This is a genomic window from Pseudomonas sp. TMB3-21, assembly GCF_054898145.1.
In genome coordinates, this window is sequence record NZ_CM142718.1 from 5,584,411 (window position 1) to 5,607,694 (window position 23,284).

General features: G+C 57.7%; 20 protein-coding genes. 11 read left to right on the forward strand and 9 right to left on the reverse strand.

From position 1 onward, the window contains the following. Positions 1-4 precede the first annotated feature (4 nt). The 3 genes from ACYZTS_RS25585 to ACYZTS_RS25595 all read left to right on the forward strand — a co-directional run bounded on the left by ACYZTS_RS25585 (position 5) and on the right by ACYZTS_RS25595 (position 2,932). Entirely contained in the window at positions 5-682 is a 678-nt protein-coding gene (locus ACYZTS_RS25585) for a response regulator transcription factor (RefSeq protein ID WP_028621804.1), read from the forward strand. A 295-nt stretch (positions 683-977) separates the two neighbouring features. Then, a complete protein-coding gene (locus ACYZTS_RS25590) occupies positions 978-1,415 on the forward strand; it encodes a Spy/CpxP family protein refolding chaperone (protein ID WP_461992969.1) in 438 nt (145 codons plus the stop codon). A gap of 173 nt (positions 1,416-1,588) precedes the next feature. Beyond that, positions 1,589-2,932 (forward strand): sensor histidine kinase, encoded by a 1,344-nt coding sequence (locus ACYZTS_RS25595; RefSeq protein ID WP_461992971.1) that lies wholly within the window; start codon positions 1,589-1,591, stop codon positions 2,930-2,932. 80 nt (positions 2,933-3,012) lie between these two features. Here the strand turns inward: ACYZTS_RS25595 and ACYZTS_RS25600 are convergent, their stop codons facing one another. Continuing rightward, positions 3,013-3,579, reverse strand: coding sequence for a nitroreductase family protein (locus ACYZTS_RS25600; RefSeq protein ID WP_461992973.1), 567 nt, complete (start codon positions 3,577-3,579; stop codon positions 3,013-3,015). 122 nt (positions 3,580-3,701) lie between these two features. On the opposite strand from ACYZTS_RS25600, the gene ACYZTS_RS25605 reads away from it, so the two are divergent. Then, positions 3,702-5,156 carry a TrkH family potassium uptake protein gene (locus ACYZTS_RS25605; protein WP_461992975.1) on the forward strand — a complete coding sequence of 485 codons (1,455 nt, stop codon included), beginning with the start codon at positions 3,702-3,704 and terminating at the stop codon, positions 5,154-5,156. Here ACYZTS_RS25605 and ACYZTS_RS25610 read toward each other — a convergent pair. Continuing rightward, a complete protein-coding gene (locus tag ACYZTS_RS25610; protein WP_461992977.1) occupies positions 5,113-6,174 on the reverse strand; it encodes an AraC family transcriptional regulator in 1,062 nt (353 codons plus the stop codon). The genes ACYZTS_RS25605 and ACYZTS_RS25610 overlap by 44 nt on opposite strands. A gap of 161 nt (positions 6,175-6,335) precedes the next feature. Between ACYZTS_RS25610 and ACYZTS_RS25615 the strand changes: the two genes are divergently transcribed. Both ACYZTS_RS25615 and ACYZTS_RS25620 read left to right on the forward strand, forming a co-directional pair. After that, complete coding sequence (locus ACYZTS_RS25615) at positions 6,336-6,647, forward strand: Mpo1-like protein (protein WP_028621798.1); 312 nt, start codon at positions 6,336-6,338, stop codon at positions 6,645-6,647. Positions 6,648-6,672: 25 nt separating this feature from the next. Next, positions 6,673-7,263 carry an HD domain-containing protein gene (locus tag ACYZTS_RS25620; RefSeq protein ID WP_028621797.1) on the forward strand — a complete coding sequence of 197 codons (591 nt, stop codon included), beginning with the start codon at positions 6,673-6,675 and terminating at the stop codon, positions 7,261-7,263. Positions 7,264-7,399: 136 nt separating this feature from the next. Here ACYZTS_RS25620 and ACYZTS_RS25625 read toward each other — a convergent pair whose 3' ends face one another. Continuing rightward, positions 7,400-8,215 carry a UDP-2,3-diacylglucosamine diphosphatase gene (locus tag ACYZTS_RS25625; protein ID WP_028621796.1) on the reverse strand — a complete coding sequence of 272 codons (816 nt, stop codon included), beginning with the start codon at positions 8,213-8,215 and terminating at the stop codon, positions 7,400-7,402. Between the two features lie 138 nt (positions 8,216-8,353). On the opposite strand from ACYZTS_RS25625, the gene ACYZTS_RS25630 reads away from it, so the two are divergent. Together ACYZTS_RS25630 and ACYZTS_RS25635 are read left to right on the forward strand one after the other, a co-directional pair. Beyond that, positions 8,354-9,118 carry a helix-turn-helix transcriptional regulator gene (locus ACYZTS_RS25630; protein ID WP_461992980.1) on the forward strand — a complete coding sequence of 255 codons (765 nt, stop codon included), beginning with the start codon at positions 8,354-8,356 and terminating at the stop codon, positions 9,116-9,118. A 149-nt stretch (positions 9,119-9,267) separates the two neighbouring features. Beyond that, positions 9,268-10,146: a DMT family transporter gene (locus ACYZTS_RS25635; protein ID WP_461992982.1), complete on the forward strand. Its 879-nt coding sequence runs from the start codon at positions 9,268-9,270 to the stop codon at positions 10,144-10,146. Between the two features lie 8 nt (positions 10,147-10,154). Here the strand turns inward: ACYZTS_RS25635 and ACYZTS_RS25640 are convergent, their stop codons facing one another. The 4 genes from ACYZTS_RS25640 to recQ form a co-directional block, all read right to left on the reverse strand. Beyond that, complete coding sequence (locus tag ACYZTS_RS25640) at positions 10,155-10,442, reverse strand: Rdx family protein (RefSeq protein ID WP_461992983.1); 288 nt, start codon at positions 10,440-10,442, stop codon at positions 10,155-10,157. A 39-nt stretch (positions 10,443-10,481) separates the two neighbouring features. After that, positions 10,482-12,299 (reverse strand): FimV/HubP family polar landmark protein, encoded by a 1,818-nt coding sequence (locus ACYZTS_RS25645; RefSeq protein ID WP_461992985.1) that lies wholly within the window; start codon positions 12,297-12,299, stop codon positions 10,482-10,484. A 126-nt stretch (positions 12,300-12,425) separates the two neighbouring features. Then, a complete protein-coding gene (locus ACYZTS_RS25650) occupies positions 12,426-12,860 on the reverse strand; it encodes a MarR family transcriptional regulator (protein ID WP_028621791.1) in 435 nt (144 codons plus the stop codon). A 129-nt stretch (positions 12,861-12,989) separates the two neighbouring features. Then, the gene (gene recQ, locus ACYZTS_RS25655; protein WP_461992987.1) at positions 12,990-15,116 is read right to left on the reverse strand and encodes a DNA helicase RecQ; all 2,127 of its coding nucleotides are present in this window, start codon (positions 15,114-15,116) and stop codon (positions 12,990-12,992) included. Positions 15,117-15,516: 400 nt separating this feature from the next. Between recQ and ACYZTS_RS25660 the strand changes: the two genes are divergently transcribed. The 3 genes from ACYZTS_RS25660 (at position 15,517) to ACYZTS_RS25670 (ending at position 18,716) form a co-directional block, all read left to right on the forward strand. Next, on the forward strand, positions 15,517-16,104 hold the full coding sequence (locus ACYZTS_RS25660; protein ID WP_461992989.1) for a UPF0149 family protein: 588 nt from the start codon (positions 15,517-15,519) through the stop codon (positions 16,102-16,104). A gap of 10 nt (positions 16,105-16,114) precedes the next feature. Continuing rightward, positions 16,115-16,510, forward strand: a complete 396-nt coding sequence (locus tag ACYZTS_RS25665) for a YbaN family protein (RefSeq protein ID WP_028621788.1) — start codon at positions 16,115-16,117, stop codon at positions 16,508-16,510. A gap of 142 nt (positions 16,511-16,652) precedes the next feature. Beyond that, positions 16,653-18,716, forward strand: coding sequence for a hypothetical protein (locus ACYZTS_RS25670; protein ID WP_461992991.1), 2,064 nt, complete (start codon positions 16,653-16,655; stop codon positions 18,714-18,716). A 54-nt stretch (positions 18,717-18,770) separates the two neighbouring features. On the opposite strand, the gene ACYZTS_RS25675 is transcribed toward ACYZTS_RS25670, so the two are convergent. Both ACYZTS_RS25675 and ACYZTS_RS25680 read right to left on the reverse strand, forming a co-directional pair. Then, on the reverse strand, positions 18,771-20,978 hold the full coding sequence (locus ACYZTS_RS25675; RefSeq protein WP_461992993.1) for an autotransporter outer membrane beta-barrel domain-containing protein: 2,208 nt from the start codon (positions 20,976-20,978) through the stop codon (positions 18,771-18,773). Between the two features lie 264 nt (positions 20,979-21,242). Beyond that, positions 21,243-23,234, reverse strand: a complete 1,992-nt coding sequence (locus ACYZTS_RS25680; RefSeq protein WP_461992995.1) for a hypothetical protein — start codon at positions 23,232-23,234, stop codon at positions 21,243-21,245. Positions 23,235-23,284: the final 50 nt, after the last annotated feature.

Consider the following 23,284-nt stretch of genomic DNA (forward strand, 5'->3'; position numbering starts at 1 on the left):
AGTCATGAGCGAGCTGTTATTAATTGATGATGATCAGGAGCTGTGTGAGCTGCTGGTCAGCTGGCTGAGCCAGGAAGGCTTTCAGGTGCGTGCCTGTCACGACGGCCAGAGTGCCCGTCGTGCGCTGGCCGAAACGTCGCCGGCAGCAGTGGTGCTGGACGTGATGCTGCCGGACGGCAGTGGCCTGGAATTGCTCAAGCAATTGCGCAGCGATCACCCGGACTTGCCGGTGCTGATGCTCTCGGCTCGCGGCGAACCGCTGGACCGTATCCTCGGCCTGGAGCTGGGCGCCGATGATTACCTGGCCAAACCCTGTGACCCACGGGAACTGACCGCCCGCTTGCGCGCGGTGCTGCGCCGTAGCCATCCGGCGGCCGTGTCCAGCCAGCTCGAACTGGGCGACCTGTGTTTCAGCCCGATGCGCGGGGTGGTCAGCATCGATGATCAGGAATTCACCCTCACTGTCTCCGAAAGTCGCCTGCTCGAAGCCCTGCTCAAACAACCCGGCGAGCCACTGGACAAGCAGGAACTGGCTCAAATCGCCCTCGGCCGCAAGCTGACCCTGTATGACCGCAGCCTGGACATGCACGTCAGCAACCTGCGCAAAAAAATCGGCCCGCACCCCGACGGCCGCCCCCGCATCGTGGCGCTGCGCAGCCGCGGTTATTACTACAGCCTGTAAAAGCACCGCAACTTTGTAACAGCTGCCGAGCCTGCGTCCGGCGGCATAGCCGTCGTCAGTCCTCGATGTGATTTTTTCAGTTACACCGCGTTTTCAGGTTTTGCGACAGCTGCGCCGCCGGACGCAGCCTCGCAGGCTCGACAGCTGCTACAGGGGCCTGGGTGACTGTCGGGTTGTCAGGCGGGTACAAAATCCTCTTTACCGAAGCTTTACGCTTCCCTGACCGCCGCTGACCTTGATCTGCGTAATCTGAACTCATCCGGAACGTACCGGAAACGAGACAAGGAGATACACCATGCGCAAGACTCTTATCGCTCTGATGTTCGCTGCCGCTCTGCCAACCGTTGCCATGGCCATGCCTGAAGGTGGCGGCCCGATGGACGGCCCGCGTCACGGTGGTCAGATGCACGGCATGCACGGCAAGGGCCCGTACAGCCAACTGGACCTGAGCCGCGAACAGCGCGAGCAGATTCGCAAGATCATGGGCGAGCAAATGCACGACCGTAAGCAAGTGGTCGACAAATACCTGGAGAAGCTGTCGCCAGCCGACCAGAAAGCCATGAAAGACGAAATGGCTGCCAACCGCAAAAAAGCTGAATCTGACGTACGCGCCCTGCTGAAACCGGATCAACAGAAGCAATTCGATGACATGCAGAAGAAGAAAGCTGAACGTCGCGCCGAATGGGCAGAGTTCAAAGCCTGGAAAGCGCAACAACCGCAAAAAGCGCAATAATGCGCTGACCCAGGTCCGACGGCTGACCCCGTCGGGCCTGTTTCCATGCGGTTCCATGTGGGAGCGAGCCTGCTCGCGATAGCGGTGTATCAGATCACGCAATGTTGACTGGCACACCGCTATCGCGAGCAGGCTCGCTCCCACATTGACCGACATTTGTTTGAGGATTTTCTGTGCGCTCATTGTTCTGGCGAATTCTGGCCAGCTTCTGGTTGGCCATTGCCCTGGTAGCGGGTCTTTCCATTCTGTTGGGGCACATGCTCAACCAGGATGCGTGGATTCTCAGCCGCCATCCGGGGCTCAACACGCTGGCCGAACAGTGGACGCAAACTTTCGAAGCTCAGGGTGAAGAGGCGGCGCAGGACATTCTCAAACAGCGCAAACGTCAGTACCACATTGACGTTCAGGTGCTCAACGAAAGCGGTGACCCGGTGGTGCGCGGCACTTTTCCACGTCGCGCCGCCGCCTTTGAAGCCCGCCAGAACAACGATGATCGCCGCCTGCCGTGGCGGCGTTTGACGGACGAATACACCAGCGCAAAAACCGGCGACACCTACCTGCTGATCTACCGCATCCCGCATCCGGAACTGGATTCGTGGCACCGCGAAAGTCTGCTCTGGCCCCTGAGTGCCCTGGGGATTGCGCTGGTGGTGCTGACCTTGTTCAGTCTATTCGTCACCTTGTCGATCACCCGGCCGCTGAGTCGCCTGCGCGGTGCCGTGCATGATCTGGGGCAGACCACTTATCAGCAGAATAGCCTGGTGAAACTGGCCAACCGGCGCGATGAATTTGGCGTACTGGCCAACGATTTCAACCGCATGGGCGCTCGCCTGCAAAGCCTGATCGGCAGCCAGCGACAGCTGTTGCGTGATGTATCTCACGAATTGCGTTCGCCCCTCGCCCGATTGCGCATCGCCTTGGCGCTGGCGGAGCGCGCCAATCCGGAAGAAAGGGAAAAACTATGGCCGCGCCTGACCCGTGAGTGTGACCGTCTTGAAGCGCTGATCAGCGAGATTCTGGTGTTGGCACGGGTGGATGCCGACAACGCCAGTGCCGAGGATGTCGACTTGAACGCGCTGCTAAGTACGTTGCAAAAAGATGCTGAACTGGGATCGCCCGAGCAAAGCGTTCATCTGCAAGCCGAGCCGCAATTGAGCCTCAAGGGCTGGCCGACCATGATCGAGCGCGCCGTGGACAATCTGCTGCGCAATGCCCAGCGCTTCAATCAGCCCGGTGGATTACCCATCGAGATGCTGGCACTGCGGCAGGGTGAGCGGATTGTCATCAGCGTTCGCGATCACGGGCCGGGGGTTGAGGCAGAACACTTGAGTCAATTGGGCGAGCCGTTCTACCGCGCGCCGGGGCAGACGGCCGCGGGGCACGGCCTGGGATTGGCAATCGCACGGCGCGCGGCGGAGCGACATGGCGGCAGTCTGGTGCTGGCCAATCACCCGGAGGGCGGGTTTGTGGCCAGTCTGGAATTACCGTTGGTGCCGGGGGTTGTTGTTCAACCGTAATCCCTGTGGGAGCGGGCTTGCTCGCGAAGGCGTCGTATCAGTCAACCCCGCAAGCCCGCTCCTACATTAGATCGCTGTCGTCAGGCCTTTGCGACCCAGGCGCTGACGAACTCGCTCAGATCAACCTTCTCCGCCACCCGCGGCTCTTTCTGCGGCGTGCCCAGATAAAGAAACCCGATCACCTCCTCCCCTGCGGCCAGGCCCAGGCCTTTGGCCACGTGCGGCGAATAGGCCAGCTCCCCGGTGCGCCACACAGCACCAATCCCTTGCGCGTAAGCCGCCAGCAAAATCCCGTGCGCTGCACAGCCCGCCGCCAGCAACTGCTCGGACTTGGGGTATTTGACGTGAGCCTGCAAGCGAGCGATCACCACCACCACCAACGGCGCACGCAGCGGGCCATTGCGCGCCTTGTCCACTGCGGCCTCGGACACATCGCCATCGTGCAGCTTCGCGGCTTCAGCCAGCAACTCGCCCATCTGCTCGCGCGCTGATCCTTCGACTGTCAGGAAGCGCCACGGCTGCAAATGGCCATGGTCCGGCGCACGCATCGCGGCGCCGAACAGCACTTCGCGCTGCGCTGCGGTGGGCGGCGGGTCGAGCAGTCGGGGAACGGAAACACGGTTGAGCAAAGCGTCGAGAGCCTGCATCGGCCACCTCCAGAAAAAATGTCCGGCTATTCTAGCGGTATCCATCGCCAGCATGCCGGTTTACATGCCCCGCCCCACGGGTAGAATGGCGCCCTTCCTCAATCACAGCCCGAGCGGACTTCATGGCGTTGCCGACCTTACGGACAATTGGTTTCATCATCGGCATCTTCCTGATCACCCTGGCGATCGCCATGGTCGTGCCCATGGCCACTCTGGTGATTTTCGAGCGCACCGGCGATCTGCCCTCGTTCCTGTGGGCGAGCATGATCACCTTCGTCGCCGGCCTGGCACTGGTGATTCCCGGGCGTCCCGAGCACGTCCACCTGCGCCCGCGCGACATGTACCTGCTGACCGTCAGCAGCTGGCTGGTGGTATGCATTTTCGCCGCGCTACCGTTTCTGCTGACGCAGCACATCAGTTACACCGACTCATTCTTTGAAAGCATGTCCGGGATTACCGCCACGGGTTCGACGGTGCTCAACAATCTGGACAAGATGTCACCCGGCATCCTGATGTGGCGTTCGATGCTGCACTGGATCGGCGGCATCGGCTTCATCGGCATGGCGGTTGCGATCTTGCCGTTGCTGCGCATTGGTGGCATGCGCCTTTTTCAGACCGAGTCGTCGGACCGCTCCGAAAAAGTCATGCCCCGTTCGCACATGGTGGCGCGATTGATCGTGGCGGCCTACGTCGGCATCACCATTCTCGGCAGCCTGGCGTTCTGGTGGGCGGGCATGAGCCTGTTCGATGCGATCAACCACGCGATGTCGGCGATTTCCACCGGCGGTTTCTCCACCTCCGACAAGTCCCTGGCCAACTGGGCGCAACCGGCAGTGCACTGGGTGGCTGTGGTCGTCATGATCCTCGGTAGCCTGCCGTTCACTTTGTACGTCGCTACCTTGCGCGGCAATCGCCGGGCATTGATCAAGGATCAGCAGGTGCAGGGTTTGCTGGGGCTGTTGCTGCTGACGTGGCTGGTGCTCAGCACCTGGTATTGGTGGACGACTCAGTTGCATTGGCTGGACGCTTTGCGCCATGTGGCGCTGAACGTCACCTCGATTGTCACGACCACTGGTTTTGCGCTCGGGGACTACAGCCTGTGGGGCAATTTTTCGCTGATGCTGTTCTTTTATCTGGGCTTCATTGGCGGCTGCTCGGGGTCGACGTCCGGCGGGATCAAGATTTTCCGCTTCCAGGTTGCCTACATCCTGCTCAAGGCCAACCTTAACCAGCTGATTCACCCACGCGCGGTGATCAAGCAGAAGTACAACGGCCACCGCCTCGACGAAGAGATCGTGCGCTCGATTCTGACCTTCTCGTTTTTCTTCGCGATCACCATCTGCGTGATCGCGCTGTTGCTGTCACTGCTGGGTGTCGACTGGATGACGGCCCTTACCGGCGCGGCCAGTACCGTTTCCGGTGTAGGTCCGGGGCTGGGCGAAGTCATCGGCCCCGCTGGTAACTTCGCCACCTTGCCGGATGCCGCCAAGTGGATCCTCTCGTTCGGCATGCTGTTGGGTCGACTGGAAATCATCACCGTGTTTGTGCTGTGTATTCCCGCGTTTTGGCGTCACTGACCGGTTTCTCCATCTGCGCCAGTCGCGTCCGGTATTCGCCGGGCGTGGCGTCGAACCAGCGGCGGAAGGCGCGGAAGAAATTGCTCGGGTCGGCGAACCCCAGCAAGTAGGCAATTTCCAGCAGAGTCATCCTCGGTTGCGCCAGATACTGCTCGGCCAGTTCGCGCCGGGTGTCATCCAGCAACGTCTGAAAACTCGTACCCTCCTCCTGCAAACGCCGCTGCAACGTCCGTTGCGACAGGTGCAGCGTCTGGGCCACCGTATCGCGCTTGGGTTCGCCCTGAGGCAACAGGCGGCATAACACCTGCCGCGCCTTGTGCGTCACGCGACTCTCGGAAAAGCGCGCCAGGTACTCACCGGCAAATCGATCATGCAGCAGCGCCATGGCCTCGTTTGCCGTGGGCAGCGGCGCTTCCATGTCGGCGCGCTCGAAAATCAGCGCGTCATACGGCGCGTTGAAGACCATGGGGGCGTGGAAAGTTTGATTATACGGTTCGAGGTTGACGGGTTGGTCGCCTTGCAGCAGAACCTTGCGCGGCTGCAGGGTCCGCCCGGTCAACCAGCCACACAGCGCCAGCGCGCAGGCCAGTGACGCCTCGGCGCTTTGCCGGGTTGGTGGCAAATGATCGCCATGCACCGTCAGAATCAGTCCGTAGCCTTCGTCGAGCAGGCGGAAACTCAGGTCGGCGCTTTCGGCAATGATGCGCTGATAACGCACCAGACGTTGAAAACCTTCAGCCAGTGTCTGACTGGACATCAACGCATAGCCAGCCACGTGAAACGACGCCGGACGCGCCACTTTGCCCATGTTCAGGCCGATCGCGGGGTTGCCGGACAGCTCTACCGCACGCTGCCACAGCCGTGTCATGGAATCTTGCGGGAAGCGCGCATCCGGATCATTCAGCGCCGCGAAGTCGAGCCCCAGTTGCTTGAACAGAACCCGGCAATCCAGGCCGTCCATCTCCAGTGCTTTGACAATTCCCATCGCCCAACTCGAAGAAGTCGTTCGTTCACTCATGGCGGTTACTTGCAAGGGTGAGCCGCATATCGCGGAGAATTTGCGAAGGATACTAAAGTGGCGCCCATTGTCACTGGCTGATGCCAATGATGACTCTAGACTCAAATAAGGTACCCGCAGAACAACTTGCAGCCAGAGCCAACACCACAGAGATCGCAGTCGTGGAAAACATCAAACGTTTCAACAGCTTCGCTGAGTTCTACCCTTATTACCTCAGTGAGCACAGTGACAGTACTTGCCGACGACTGCACTTCATCGGCACCACGCTGGTGATTTTGATTCTCGCCATCACGATCAGCAAAGGCGCCTGGTTGATGCTATTGGCGTTGCCGCTGGCCGGTTACAGCTTTGCCTGGATCGGGCATTTCTTTTTCGAAAAAAATCGTCCTGCGACCTTTCAGCACCCGCTTTACAGCCTGCTTGGCGATTTCGCCATGTACCGCGACATGCTTCTGCGGCGCGTGCCGTTCTAGCGCACAGCATCAAAGAGGACAGCCGATGAATGCCAACGCTCGTTTCACCCACATGCAGGACGGCACCCAGGAAGACTGGGCGATCATCGCCGCGGATTTCAGCGCCTATGCCCGCCAATTGCCGACCCGGATCGTGGCGCACCTGAAATTGCTCGAGGGCGACTTTGGCGGCTTCCCGGTGGATCGCCTGACCCATTCCCTGCAAACCGCCAGCCGCGCCTGGCGCGACGGTCGCGATGAGGAATACGTCGTCTGCGCGCTGCTGCATGACATCGGCGACACGCTCGGTTCCTACAATCACCCGGACATTGCGGCAGCGATCCTCAAGCCGTTTGTCAGTGCCGAGAATCTGTGGATGGTCGAGAAGCACGGGATTTTCCAAGGCTACTATTTCTTCCACCACCTGGGCATGGATCGGCATTTGCGCGAGCAATTCAGCGGGCATCCGCAGTATCAGGCGACCATCGAATTCTGCGCCAAATACGATGCGGCAGCGTTTGATCCTGCTTATGAGACGCTGCCGCTGAGCTTCTTTGAACCGATGCTGGCGCGGTTGTTTGCGCAGCCGAAGAACTCGATTTACAAGGCGGCGATGGAGGAGCGTTCGACTGCCTGATACCTTTGATGTGTTTACAGCGGCCCCATCGCGAGCAGGCTCGCTCCCACATTTGAACCGTATACGCAGCTGAAATGCAGGAGCGAGCCTGCTCGCGATGGGGCCAGATGGGGCCAGATGGGGCAGCCAATTTTTTTCAAGCCGGCTCAGCAACCTTGATCGCCCGCAGCCCAGCCTCCCGGGCCTGCGCGTCCGCCAGGCGATACAGCTCGATGGATCCGTCCCAATGCTCGATCAGTGCCGTGCACGACTCCACCCAATCCCCGCAATTAAGGTAGTCCACCCCTCCGACCTTGCGAATTTCGGCGTGGTGAATGTGCCCGCACACCACGCCGTGCAATTCACGCTTGACGCATTCATGGGCGATGGCTTCTTCGAAATCGCTGATGAAACTGACCGCGGTTTTCACTTTGTGCTTGAGGTACGCCGACAGCGACCAATAGCCATAACCGTAGCGGGCGCGCCAATGATTGAGCCAGCGGTTGAGCGTCAAGGTGAACTCGTAAGCCGAATCACCCAGGAATGCCAACCAGCGGTGATAGCGTGTGATGACATCGAATTGATCGCCGTGAATCACCAACAGGTGGCGGCCGTCGGCGGTCACGTGTATGGCTTCGTCAACCAACTGGATGTTGCCCAGGACCAGTTTTGAATAACGCCGCAGAAACTCATCGTGATTGCCGGTGACATAAATCACTTTGGTGCCGCGCTTGCTCATGGTTAACAGACGACGGATCACGTTAGTGTGTGCCTGCGGCCAGTACATGCCGCCGCGCAGTTTCCAGCCATCGATGATGTCGCCGACCAGGTAGATCGTGTCGGCGTGGTGGCCCTTGAGGAAGGCCGACAAGTGTTCGGCCTGGCAATCGCGCGTGCCCAGGTGCACATCGGAAATCCACAGGGTACGCACTCGTTGCTTACGACTGGGGTTGGCGAGCTCGGCGCTGGTCATGGGCGAACCTCTACGATGGTTTGGGCAAGCTTGCGCCGCTGTGATTAATCACCCATGACAGGCATAAGTCAGGCGTGTGACAGCGTCCACGTGTGCCCTCGGTGTAGACTGGCGGCGACTGTTATTGAGAGACCTGCGATGAGACCGATCCTCACGCTCCGCCATTACACACACGACCTGATCGTCCACAGCCATGACCATGCGCAGTTGGTGTTCGGGCTTTCAGGCGCACTGGATTTCGAAGTCGACGGCCGCGGCAGTCAGGTGGTGCAACAAAGTTTTGTGGTGGTGCCGTCCGGTTTCCATCACGCCTGTGGCAGCAGTAATGGCAGTCGTTGCCTGGTGCTGGACGTGCCCGGCGACCAGTGGCTTTCACAGTCTCTGGGCGATCACGCCGACGCCAGCCGCCGCTTGCTCGACAACGCCGGGCGGCTGTCGCTGGACGCTGGGCAAAGCCAGCTGGTCCACTGGTTGGCGGGCAGTCAGGTCAGCGATCCGCTGATCGCGCAACAAGGCGCGGTGTTGCTGCTGGCCAGCCTGAACAACGCCCGGCCCGAAACCGTGGGTGGCCGCCGTTTGCCCTATGCCGCGCTGAACAGGCACATTGATCAACATGCGGCATATCCGCTGCAGGTCGCCGACCTGGCGCGTATCGCCGGGTTGTCGAGTGCGCGTCTGCACGCGCGTTTTGTTGCGGAATGCGGGCAGACGCCGATGAACTACATTCGCAGCCGCCGTCTGCACATCGCCGTGAACCTCTTGCGCGACTCGGCGCTGCCTATTGGCGAGATCGCCAGTCGGGTGGGTTACAGCTCGCAAAGCGCCTTTGCTGCAGCGGTATTGCGTGAATTTGGTGTTCCGCCCGGGAAGTTGCGACGCGAGGCTGGCGACAAAAGACAGTAGTAGCCCGACAGACTTGTCGAGGCGCACGCGATTAAATGTAGGCGCTGGCAAAGCCTGCGATCTTTTGATTCTTCTGTTGAACATCAACATCAAAAGATCGCAGGCTGCGCCAGCTCCTACGCTTTGTCTGCACACTGTTAAGGATCGCAATGACTCCCCGTACCGCTCTCGGCGCCCTGCATATTGGCGCATTAATGTTTGGCCTGACCGGCGTGTTCGGCAAACTGGCTGCCGCGTCCCCCGCTGTCATCGTGTTCGGCCGTGCGGCGTTCGCCGTTTTGGCGCTGGCGGTTTTCGCCAGATTCGCCAGTCAGACGCCTTGGCGCAAACTTGAAGCTGTGGATTGGCGTCGACTGCTGCTCAGCGGTGTACTGCTGGCCGGACACTGGGTAAGTTTTTTCATAGCAGTTAAAGTCGCGGGCGTAGCGATTGCGACCCTGGGGTTTGCAAGTTTCCCGGCGTTTACCGTGATACTCGAAGGGCTGATCTTCCGTGAGCGGATTCGCGCCAATGAGATTCTGCTGGTGGTGCTCGTCAGCATTGGCCTGGTGCTGGTTACTCCGGATTTCAATTTCGCCAGCGACGCAACCACCGGGCTGCTCTGGGCGGTGGGTTCGGGTCTGCTGTTTGCGTTGCTGTCGCTGACCAATCGCGTCAGCTCCGGGCGAATTCCGCCGGTGCAGGCTGCGTTGTGCCAGAACGTGGTGGTTGCACTGTGCCTGCTGCCGGTGGCGGCGCCGCAATTGGCGCAAGTGCGCCCCATCGACTGGCTATGGATCGGCCTGCTCGGCGTTTTCTGCACCGGGGTTGCGCACAGTCTGTTCGTCGCCAGCCTGGCCGTGATCAAAGCGCGAACCGCCGCCGTGGTGTTCGCCATGGAGCCGGTTTATGGCATCACTCTGGCGTGGCTGCTGTTCAATGAGACCCCAACAGTGCGCATGTTGATCGGCGGTGCGCTGATCATCGTTGCGATCGTGGTGTCGAGCCGGCTATCGGGCAGCGCCAGCAGGAAAACTGTTACGGCTTAGGCGGCCTCTCACTGACTGCGGTCGTTATGCCCGAGGTCGCGGTCCGGATCGATCTGATCGCGGACCCGCTGCTTGAGCGCCTTGGCCTCGGGGAAGCCGCCTTCGGCCTTACGCTCCCAGATCTGCACGTCGTCACAGAAGATATGGAACACCCCGCCGGTGCCGGGCACGAGCGACACTTTGCCGAGGTCATCGCCGAACGTGCTGAGCAGTTCCTGAGCCAGCCACGCCGCTCGCAACAGCCATTGGCATTGCGTGCAGTAGGTGATGACGATTTCCGGTTTATGCGCGGCCATGCCGGGCTCCTGGACTGTGGACGCAGGCATGATAAAGGGTCACCGGATGCCGGCCAACAGCGTCCGGGCTGTTTGCTTGAGAGGTTCATCGCCGTCCTCGAGCAACTCGTTGAGCAACTCGATCGCACTGTCGAGATCGCCGTCATCAATACAGGTCTGGGCTTGCTCAAGCTTGTCGGCATGAGCAGGTACGGCGGGTTCCAGCTCGATCGATTCGGTGCTTAGAGGTTCCAGCTCGAATGACTGCAGCGGGTCGCTGAATTCATCCAGAAAAGCGTCATCCAGAGACTTTGAATCCGGCTCGGCCACCCACTCCAGTTCCGTCTCATCCAGCGTTGGTTCGTCAGACATGTCGAACTCAACGGGCATCACTTGCAGGTTTGAAGAGAAAACCGACTCGTCCGGCCTGGCGGGTTGACTGGCAGACGCAGTTTCATCGAATGGACTGATCAAATCCCAGTTTGAATCCATGGACAGGTCGTCAAGATTCAACTCAAATTCGTCTGGCGGTGCGTCGGCGGTTTGCACCGGCGCGACGATGGGCGCGATGGTCGGGGCGATAATCGGCGCCGCCGGTGTTACAGGAGTCGGCGCGCTGGTCATTTTAGGGTAGCGCTCGCGAATCTCCTGAAGTTGATGTGGGTCAAAACCGCTATCGATCAGGCTTTGTTCCTGAGCATCGTAGGCCGGCACATCGCCCTGTTTGCCCAATACCTCGAGCAACCGTAACGCCAGGTCCGTGCGTTGTGGCTCCTTGACCAGCGCTTCTCGCAGCAACGCCGATGCTTCGGAGAACCGGCCATAGGCGATGTAGATGCCGACGCCTTCCAGCACATCGCCAGAAGGCGTTTCTTCGTGATGCAGAGGGGCGTGCTTGAGTGCGGAAGCCTGTGCGGCGGGCTCTTCCTCCCGGTCAAGGACCGGTTCAAGTTGCTCTGCCAGGACTGCGCCCTGTAGTGGCGACGCCTGAGCCTGTTGCCTGCGGCGGCGAATCAAAAAACCTAGCAACAGCAATCCCGCCAGTGCCAGCAAGCCGATGATCATGGGCCAGTCTGCAGGCTCTGATTCTTCAACGACAACCGGGTCTGGAGCGGACGAAACGGGCGCGGCCGGCACCGCGACTGGCGGCGCCTGTTGTACTTCGGCCAGTCGGGTTTGCAACTCGACGACCTGCTTTTTCTGGCCGGCAATCTGCTCATCCTGTGCCAGAAGCTTCGCATTCAGCTCGTCGAGATTTTTTTGCAGCTGCTGGTTCTGCAGGACGCTGGCGGCCAACTGCTCGGCGACAGGGTCGATCACCGGCGGCGCAGGTTGTTGTGCGCCAGGTTTCGCAGCAGGTTTTTTTGCCGATGCAGGTGGCACAGCGGCAGGCGTGACTTTCGGGAAGGGCGAGTTCGGCGCACTGGCCTCCGGCTCGTCGGCAACAGCGACGATACCGGGAGCACCCGGCGGATCAATCAACACCGTGTATTCCCGTAGCAGCCGACCATTGGGCTGATTGAGTTGCACGAGAAAATTCAGAAAAGGTTCGTTGACCGGTTTGCCGGAGCTGACTCTGATCACGGCGCGATTGCCGCGCAAAATCGGCGTGAATTTCAGGTCATTAAGAAAAAATACTCGCTCGACCCCGGCGCGCCCGAACTCCTCCGCGGTGGCCAGGCTGACTGACAGATCGCCCTCCTCCAGGCCTGCGGCATCCACTAGAGCAATGTCAGCGCGCAGCGGCTGATTCAATGCCGAATGTATGGTGAGCTCACCAAGACCCAATGCGGATGCCGCGACCGAATAAGTGACGAGCCCACCTGCCAGCAACCATTGGCTGCAACACCGCATTACTACGTGCCAACTTTCGAGCATGAGCATCCCTTAAATAACCGCGACCGAGCTGTAGGCGCTCGCACATCGGTACAAATACGTTCCACTTGAAAGTTCTTTATAGCCTGCTGAATGGCGTATCTCAAAAGACCGCTGCGATGTTCTGCCTCAAGACTTTTCGAGATTGGCCAGAATCAGCCCATGAACCCGCATGCACACTTTCAAATCCGCCTCATCGACGCCTTCAAACAATTCATGTCGGAGTTGCGTGGCAATGGTTTCAATTTGTTCAATCAATGGACGGGCCGGTGCACAAAGTACGATTTTCTTGGCCCGGCGATCTTCTACCACCGATTGACGCTGCACCAGCCCCTGGCCTTCGAGGCTGTCGAGCAACCGGGCCAGTGTCGGCCCTTCCACGCCAACGCTTTGCGCTAACTCACGCTGGGTCGGTGCATCGTCGAATCGTGCCAGATGCAACAGCACCAGCCAGCGCGCCTGAGAAAGACCAAGACCGGCCAGCCGGCGGTCGAGTTCGGCGCGCCATCCGCGCGACATATGGGCCAGTTGCATGCCAAAACGGTGTTGATCGGTCAGCGGCATAAAACACTCATGATCAGACTGAAATAGAAAAAACTAATTATTAGTCAGCTAAGCATGACCTTTGGCTTGAGGCAAGGCTCGCACCGTACTGAATCGTTACATCACTCGCACCGCGCGCAAATAACTGATTCACATCTCAAATTCAGATTGCAGCGCAGCGCGGACGCAATAGAGAACGCCTTCCGGCACGCGCCCGGCGAACAATGCAGCGATCTCTGCCACGGGCGGCAATTCGCCTTCACCGTCGAGGAACGCGTCCTGAACTTCACCCATCAAATCTTCGGGCAGATCCAGCGCCTGATCCAGTGACAGCTGCTGTTTGCCAATGGCTTCGGCAAGCATGGTGTAGACGTTTTTCTCTGAGCACTGCAACTGACCGGCAATCTGCAATGGCGTCATACCGGCGCGGGCAAGGGTTATCAGCTCGTGGCGCACGTCGGCCACCACTTTCGGCACCTCGGCCTGGCCACCGAGCACTTCGAGGAAGGCTTCGCCGTAGCGCTCGAGTTTGCGCGCACCGACGCCACTGACCGTGCCCATTTCCGCCAGCGAAGACGGCTGGCTGCGGAGCATTTCCAGCAGGGTCGAATCGGGGAAAATGACGTACGGTGGCACGCCGTGTTCTTCGGCCAGTTTGCGCCGCAACGCACGCAAGGCTTCCCATTGTTCGCGCTCTTCGCCGCGGACCAGTTGGCTTGCCTGACTCTTGCTGCTCTTAGCGGTGGTTTGCGGCTTGAGGTCGCGGCGTAATTCCAGGGTGACTTCACCCTTGAGCAGCGGCCGGCACTTATCGCTGAGGCGCAAGCCGCCGTAGCCTTCGAGGTCAATGTCGGCAAGGCCCCGCGCAACCAGCTGGCGGAACAGCGAGCGCCATTCGCTTTCGCCCATCGACTTGCCGACGCCGAACACCGACAAATGCTGATGGCCGAAGCTGCGCACTTTTTCGTTGTCCTTGCCCAGCAACACATCGACCAGATGACCAACGCCGTAGCGCTGGCCAGTTCGGTAGATCGCCGAGAGCGCCTGACGCGCCGGCTCGGTGGCATCCCAGGTTTGCACGCCATCGACGCAATTGTCGCAGTGGCCGCACGGCTCAGGCATGTCTTCGTCGAAATAGGCCAGCAGGGTCTGGCGCCGGCAGCGGGTTTCTTCGCACAACGAGAGCATCGCGTCGAGCTTGTGATGCTCCAGACGTTTGTGGCGCTCGTCGCCTTCGGAGTTTTGCAGCATCTGCTTGAGCATCACCACGTCTTGCAGGCCGTACGCCATCCAGGCATCCGCCGGCAGACCGTCACGGCCACCGCGACCGGTTTCCTGATAATAAGCTTCAAGGGATTTCGGCAGGTCCAGGTGCGCGACAAAACGCACGTTGGGTTTGTCGATGCCCATGCCGAAGGCCACGGTGGCCACCATGATCAAGCCTTCTTCGTTGAGGAAGCGTTTCTGGTGGTGGGAGCGTGTTTCGTTGGGCAGGCCTGCGTGGTACGGCAGCGCGGGGAAACCCTGCTCGCTGAGGAACACGGCAACTTCGTCGACTTTCTTGCGCGACAGGCAGTAGACGATGCCGGCATCGCTGCGGCGCTCGGCGAGGAACGCGAGCAACTGCTTGCGCGGCTGCTCCTTGGGCACGATGCGATAAAAAATGTTGGGGCGGTCGAAACTCGACAGAAAGCGCTCGGCATTCTGCAAGTGCAGGCGGTCGACGATTTCTTCCCGCGTGCGTTTATCGGCGGTGGCGGTCAGGGCAATGCGCGGGACGTTGGGGAACAACTCCGCCAACTGGCCAAGTTGCAGGTATTCGCGGCGGAAATCGTGACCCCATTGCGACACGCAATGCGCTTCGTCGATCGCGAACAGGGCGATCTCGAGACTTTGCAAAAACGCCAGCATGCGCGGCTGGACCAGACGTTCAGGCGCGAGGTACAGCATCTTCACTTCGCCACGCTTGATCCGCGCGGCCAGATCGCGTTGCTGCTCGGCGCTCAGCGTGGAGTTGAGGGCTGCGGCGGCGACGCCCAGTTCTTCGAGGGTCGCGACCTGGTCGTCCATCAACGCGATCAGTGGCGAAACCACCACCGCCAGCCCTTCACGCAGCAGCGCCGGCACCTGGAAGCACAAGGATTTGCCGCCACCGGTAGGCATCAGCACCAGGGCGTCGCCGCCACTGGCAACGCGCTCAATGATCGCACCCTGCCGGCCACGGAAACTGTCGTAGCCGAAGATGTCCTTGAGAACGCGTTGAGCCTGTTCGAGCATAAAAACTCCAAAAATCACCGAAACATCCCTGCAAGGCTGGTTCAGAAACACGCGTGCTGCACTGACAAATCGTAAGTGCGCGTTGCATGACACTTCACATCAGCCGCGACGCTGGCAGGGCATTCACAAAACGCGGGAGTATACCCGAGGGCTGTCCGGCAGAGGGCGCCGCTGAGAAGACACATGAATGCAAATGCGACACGGCCCCTGTGGGAGCGGGCTTGCTCGCCAAAGCGGTGGTCAGTCATCACCGTTGTCGCCGGTGATGACGTCTTCGCGAGCAAGCACGCTCCCACAGGAATTGCGGTGTTTCGGGTTGCAAATATGCCGCGCGGCTGGCCTGAGTGCTCAAGAAGGCCTAGAATTCGCGCATCTGTTTAATTCCCAAGGTAGCCCTTTAATGTCCTTCGCTGAGCAATTAACCCGCCTGCAAGTCTTCCTCGACGCCGATGAACTGCATGACGAGGCGCTGGACTATGTGGCCGCCCACGGCTACCTCACCGCCCTGTCGATCTGTTCGGAAGAGGTTCCGGAGCGTGAGTGGATCGACGCGCTCTTCGCAGAAGAACCACATTACGCCGACGAAACCGAGCGCGAAGCGATCGAATCCACGCTGATTCTGCTCAAGGCGCACATCGCCCGCCAACTGGCCGCTGATGAAGAATTCGAGTTGCCTTGCGATCTTGACCTTGGCGAAGAGCCGGACGATTCCGACCTGCGCGGCTGGTGCATTGGTTTCATGGAAGGTGTGTTTCTGCGTGAAGCTGCCTGGTTCGAAACTGCTGAAGACGAAGTCAGCGAAATGCTCCTGCCAATCATGGTCGGTTCGGGCCTGTTCGACGAACAGCCGGAGTTCTCCGACATCGCGGCCGATGCCAACCTGATGGATGACATGATCGTGCAGATCCCGGAAGCCCTGACGGCGCTGTACCTGCTGTGCAATGCACCCGACGAAAAACCGGCGATCCTCAAGCCACGTCACCACTAAGGTGCCGCCTATGGACAAACCCATAGGCAACCGCTCCCCGATGTTGCGCTACGTGCTGCTAGCCGTCGGCTGGCTGAGCGTGGCGCTGGGGGTGATCGGCATTTTCCTGCCGGTATTGCCCACTACGCCCTTCCTGCTGCTGGCGGCCGCCTGTTTCGCCCGCAGTTCTCCGCGTTTTTATCATTGGCTGGTCGAGCATCCACGGCTCGGACCGTGGATTGGTGATTATCTTGAAGGCAACGGCATTCCACTCAAAGGCAAGGTTTACGCCATTGGCATGATGTGGATAAGCATTCTGTTTTCCTGCTATCTGGTGCCTCTGATGTGGGCTCGTGGTTTCATGCTGACCAGTGCAGTGCTCGTGACGGTGTACATCCTGCGGCAAAAAACCGTTCGCAAAGAGTAAACCTTGAAGTCGCCTGCATAACTTCACTCTAGCCACTCATCTGAAATGCAGTACACCCTGTGATTTCTGACAGTAGCCAATATTTACCAATCCCCCCTTAAATTCCTCCGTTATCCCTCTTTCAAGGATCGGAGCAATCGCCATGACCGCAAAAACAACGAACATTTTTTCGGATACTGAAAACAAGGAAACAGAGACCGTCTTGAGCATTCGGGAAGTCAGGGATTCCAATGCGAATCTCATTCCTAACAATGGCGTGACGTTCGATACCAAGATCATCATCAGTGGTAATGCCGAGCCGTCCAGGTCACTGTCGATACGGGATGGATTTGACATTCTGACGAATGCAAACAGTGACAGCCTAGGGAAATGGGCAACCGGTCTGTTTGAACTGAATAAACTCAAAGGGTATGCCCTGACAGTTTGGGATGGTAAATCGGTTTCCACGCCGCCACGGAATTTGATAGTTGCGCGGGCAAAGCCGAGCATTGAGGGAGTGATCGATGAAGAAGGGGACGTTGAAGACGCTGGCAATACCTATTTCACGTCGGTGACGATCACAGGCAAAGCCCGGCCGAATGAAAAAGTACAGGCCTTCAACGGCGCTATACCACTTGACGAGGGGCCGGTAGAAAGCAAGGGCGATTATAAAATCGTCCTGGAAAACCTCGAAACTGATGCCACCTATAACCTTACCGTCAAGGCACTTTACGGTGACTACGAATCCGAGCCGCGCAGTTTCACAGTACGCGATGATGTCGGGTTAACGCTCGATGCTGTCGAAGATTCCGTTGGCGCTCCTGTTGGAGAAGGTACTGTAACCTTCGATGACACGTTAACCATCAAAGGCAAAGCCCGGCCACTGGCGACCATTCAGTTATTTGATAAGGGCAATGTACTGGGCCCGCCGGTATCCGTTGGAGACAGCGGCGACTGGGAAACCATCATCGATGTGATACCGGGTGCTTATGCACTCACTGCCAAAAAGATGTACGGCGACAATGCTGTAACCACCCCACCCCGGACTTTCACCGTCCTGCAACGCGCCGATATTGCTCTCGACTCCGTTGAAGACTCCCAAGGTAATCCCGTCGCTCCCGATACCGTAACCTATGACAACGCGCTCACCGTGCGGGGCAAAGTCACGCCTCATGAGCGCGTCCAGTTACTCAACGATGCGCAAGCGATCGGTAGTCCATCAATTCCTGCTACGGACGGTGGTATCTGGACAGTCGAACTAACCGTCGCCAAAGGTCCATACAAACTCACCGCCAAAGAAGTCGACACCGATAACGAATCAACTCCCCCATGGAATTTCACCGTTCTGACAGACGTTGATCTGTCCCTGGATGACGTTAAGGATTCCAACGGACAAACGGTTGAACCAGACGCCACAATCCGCGACGACAGCGTGACCGTCAGTGGTTACGCCACACCTCTTGAAACCATTGTCCTTTACAATAATGGGAGTCCAACCAGTGCTACAGGCTCCGTCGACGATGATGGATATTGGGAAATCCGCTTACGCGTGTCCATAGGTACGTATAGCCTTACTGCGAAAGAAATGACCAGTGGAGAGGTGTCCAGCGATCCACGCACATTCACTGTAAGGGCAATCCTTTCGGCGACACTCGACAGCGTGGTTACTACCGGCGGCACGGTCATCGAGAAAGAAGGTTTTACCTACGAGACGACGCTGATTGTCAAAGGCTCCGCCGAACCAGGCGAAACTATCGAGCTCTTTGATGGTGAAGTTTCATTGGGTGATGCAATTGTCCAGGACAACCAACTTTACGAAAAAACCATCAGCGGATTATCAGTCAAAAGTTATAGCCTCGAAGCCAGACCACAGTACCCGGAGGGCGGTATTTCCGATCGGTACTCATTCGAGGTGAGACCCTCGCCGTCGGAAACGCGGGTCCACCAACTGTCAGGCCTGATTCCCGACAACGGCACCACCTCAGACACCTATGTCGTTGTGCGCGGCGTCACTCAAGCGTTGAAGTCGGTAAAAATCAAGGTTAATGACGTCATCAGCCCCAAACTTGAGCCTGCCAACAACGACGGAAAATGGGCAGGGTTAATCGTAGGCCTGCAAAACGGTACGTACGTCGTGAGCGCCGTCTCATCCGACGACGACAGCGCTGAGTCCAATACGTGGACATTCACCCATGTCGCAGCCGCGGACCCAACCGAAAGCAACTGAGCTTGGGAACCATCAACAAAAAAACCGCTTAAAAGCGGTTTTTTTACTTCTTTTCTACCACTGATAACTCATCCCCAGTGTTACCGCGACAGGCTGTTCAATGTTTTTACCCTTGGCATAATCCACACCCGCATCGAAGCGCATGTTGTCCGACACCGAAACTGTCATGCCGGTGCCCACTTCAAAACCGGAACCCGACAAATCGGTATTGAGGGTGTTGCCGTTGACCCGCACGTTATCGTTCGAGGCAAATTCGTGAACCATGGCCACCCGCCCGTAAGGCCTCACTCGCATACTGCCCAGATTGACAGAGCGACCCGCCGAAACACCGAGCTTGGTCCGCAATGAATGGGTGCGATCACTGTCTGCTTGCATATCGTTATCCAGCCGATAGTTCCCGCCCTGGATAACCGCAGCGGATAACTGAACCGAAGGCTTGGCAAACCAGTCATTGCCCAGATCGATCAGACGACCACCCTCCAGCAATGCACTCACCGCTGAATTGCTATAGTCACCTTTGGCCCGCTGCCCATCACTCATGCTGACTTTGGATTCATTACGCAGATGGTTGAATTTCAGAGCGCCGTCCAGGAAGTCGCCATTGTCCGGATTAGACCAGCTGAAATAAGGTCCGAAGTAGTAGCTGTCGACATCGGCCGAAGTACCGCCGTCGAGCGACAGATCCGACTGGCTGTAACCGCCCATCAAGCCGACCCGCCATTGACTGTGGCCCAGTCGGGTGTCGACACCCAGGGATAATCCCTGCTGTTGTTGGCTGTAGCCAACGCCCGAACCGTCCGCAACTTTGTACTCGTTGCCGTAAGGCCGAATCCACAATCCGTTCAGATTGGCGTCCGATTGCAACTCGCCCATGCGGTTTTCCAGCGACTTCAATTCGCCGTAAGAGACTGTGAGTGCCGTTTGAAACAAGGCCACGACCGATTGGGCACCAGGGCTGAGTCGCGTGGTGGGATTGAGGTAATACTCGGTACCGCCGTCGGTATTGGTCCTTTCAGCCAGTTCATAGTCCCAGGTGCCGACATTAACCCGGCCGCCCAGCAACGAGAAAGTGGCCTGGTTACGCTCGATCTGCACCAGCGTCAGTGGCTGTGGATCTGCGGCATCCTTGCCTGACGCATTAACCTCCAGATCAAAGCTGCCTGTGGCCGTTGCGGCTGTTAGCAAGTCCCTTTCCCCAGTGGCAAAATTACCCTGCATGGCAATGGTGCCAGAGCCGGAAAGCGTAACGACGTCAAGTTGGCGCGCGGCGCGCTGTTCTCCAGGGACACCGAAGTTGACCGTGCCGTCGTTCAACGACAACGTATCGATGCGGTCGTTGTCCACCATGGTCAGATCCGACTCGTTGAGGGCAAGGTTGCTGCCGTTCAAACGACCGGTGAATGATGATCCATTGTTCAAGACAACATTGGCCAGAGAGCCTTCCTCACGAACGATATCGCCAGCCATCGCCGCCCGGTCGAACATCAGGCTGGCCGTGCTGTTCCCGGTGATTTGCACGTTTCCTTGCAGGCGACTGTTCACAATGTCCATGTCTGCCGCCGAAGCGCCCTGTACCTCGAGCAAGTTTCCGTTACTGCCAATCAGCGTGGAGTTGTTCGATACAGTGATGGTGGCGTCAACGCCTTGATCAATGATAATTGCCGCGCCATTGCGGCCTTCCACGGTGGAGTTGTCCAGGAACAGAGAAGCGTTGCCCTGTTGTGCAGGATCATTGACCATCACTACACCCGCAACATCACCGCTGATGTGTGTACGCGCCGTTGCGCGAACTGCACCGCCGAAAATGTCCACACCGTGACTACCCGCGGTTGTCCCGGTCGCTTGGCTATTGATGAGTTCGAGGGTACTCAAGCCGGAGACGGCGGCACCGGTTTCACCGCCGTTGAACTCACTGTCGGCAGCCGTTACGGTGGACCCCTGCGTCGACGCATTAGGGCGATTGACCAACAGGGCCGTCGAATCACTGTTGACTGTCGCCCGATTGATGGCCGCGCTACTGCTATTAATGGCGACACCAATGCCACCATTTTGTCCGTTGACCATCGCATCATTGAGGTTGAGGGCAGAGCCGGATGTCACGCGGATGCTCTCGGTTAACGCCCCTTGGACATTCAGAGTGCTGTTGTTGCGTACCAGGTAATCCGTGACTGGCGTTGTAGCCGAATCGACGTCCAGCGTTGCGCCGTTATCGACGATGGTCGCTGCCCACGCCGGGCAGCTCATAAAAAAGAAAGCGGACAATGACAATACTGTGAACGCACCTGTGGAATCAGGTACGCCTGAAATTTTTTTACCCAATATCATGCGCCTGCACCTTTTAAAAAAATCGGTCCCTTCGGCTAAATGTTCAGGGACGCCAAAGGGTGCGGACAATACAGAATCTTCCTACGCAAAAATGTAGGATTTATCTCTCTTAAAGTAAGGAAAGTTCTCGCCTGCCATGGCTGGCTTAGATAATTACCTGACAGTACAAAAAAGAGGCACTTTCGTGCCTCCGTGAACCCATCAGATTGGGCAAGTACCTCCGCTGATCCGCATCGTCACCTTGGTGGGGTCAGAGGTGGCCGATATCGTCTGACCATCAATAGATGCGCTATAAGCAACCTTGCCCCAACCGTCATTAGTAATTGCAAATTGCGCGTAGGGCACTTTCACCAGGAAACCATCTCTTGCTTCTTCCGGTGATGGGGTTTTTCTAACTGTCACCGTATTGCCCGGGATCTCCGCACCCGGATCATTACCCCCGCCGGTAAAGTCGTTTAAATAGCCCTGATAGACAAATTCGAGGTCTTGGTTTGCCAGTTTTGGTTCACCACCAGGAACTTCCACTTCGATAACCTTACCCAGCAACGAGTCGTCCCGAATGGACCTGCAACCTAACGTTGGCCCATCAAGATCATCGATCGTGTGCAAAAATTTTGGCACTGGTAAATTAATTGGCACAATGTACACGTCAACATGCTGATTCTGGGAACGGTTGAGATTTTCGTTCAAAGTGTGCGATACATTGTAGTGACACAATGTGGCTGGATCGTTTCCGCTGGCTTGGAAAATTCCTGGCTCAATCGTAAATGCCAGTACCGTCGCATCTGTTTCAGAACCGTCCATCGTCCACACGCCACCCTTGCCTCTGGCGTTGGCAGGGTCCGCTGGAACAGCGACTCCGTTGACAAATAGAGACACCACTTGTCCGGCCTCATGCCCTTTATAAATGTCCACAGTGGCATCAACCGGGGCAACGAGGTCCCCTGCCCTGATCGTGTTAGCCTCAGTTGTGACGGAGCCTTGCACATTAACGGGTAAAAGATCCGGATGCGGAGAACCCGGCAAACCCGGATTCTCCGGATCAACGGTTACCGGTGACCGCAGATCAATGGTCAAATCCTTAGGCGTAGGGACTTTCGGAAACAGTAACTTGCCGCGGCTGATCTGATACACAAGCGGTACCGTTTTCAAACCATTATTACCGTTTTGCAGATATTTATACGGCAGTGAAATCACACACGGAGATTGCGTAACCGAAACATTGATGGGTATCTGCCCGTCAACGCTCACTAGCGCCCTGTCCCCATCCAACGGGATATCGTATGTAATAATTACAGTAACCGGGGTCCGTGCATCGTCAACCAGGATTTTTCCGTCGTCGTCGTGCAGTTCAATTTTTAAATTCAAGTTTTCCGGAGGATCTGACAGAATTACACTCAGTACTCTGGACTCTGATGGAAGGCTCTCATTACCCTTACGATCTACAAGCACATAAAAAAGCGAATGGTCACCCTCCTCCTCACCAATAAATGCCTCTGTCAGCTTACGGGTCTCCGGAAGTATGGACATATCCGTGCGTTCGACTTCGTCGATCAAACGAGACAGAGGCAATGACTTGCCATAGCGAAATTGAACTTTGTCATGCAATTTTGCCCCGCCCCACTCATTGCAGCTCAATAGAACAAACCCGTGAGTTTTGAGGTACTGCTTGGTTATCATTTGTTCCGCTTCAATTTCGGCAGGAACATTTACTTTACCGACAGGAGTAGGCGGGTCCATATCGATATTGATACTAAGCTCATCGGAGTCGTCATCGTTGATGCCATACCACTGTTTAAAACCCAACGAATGCGGCCCAGGAACATTCAGGCGCGCCGCGTCAACTTGAAATGTCATCGGGAATTTCGCTGTAATTTCGGCAGGCGTCAAAGGAGTGATAAAAGTCTGCTCTGCTCCGATCGGAGACCCATCCCAAATCAGCTGAACCCTTATACGTTGCCTTTGTTGGGAACTGGCATCCGGGAACTCGGCAATGCTCACATCCATGGCAAAGTTTCGGTCCTTGCGCTGCAGCTGGTTGCCTGGGTCATCTGCGGTCGCAGCAAGCAGCACGGCGCTTTTCAGGGTCGGCGCAGAGTTTTTGCGTTTGGGAAGGTTGCCCAGCATCACCCTATTGTTGTACAGCCGCTGTTGTTGTGCAGTCAGCGTCTTGAATCTTTCATATACGGTCATTTCGCAGTTCCTTCCATTGGCCGGGCTCGAGTAGCCCAAGGGGTGTAGCG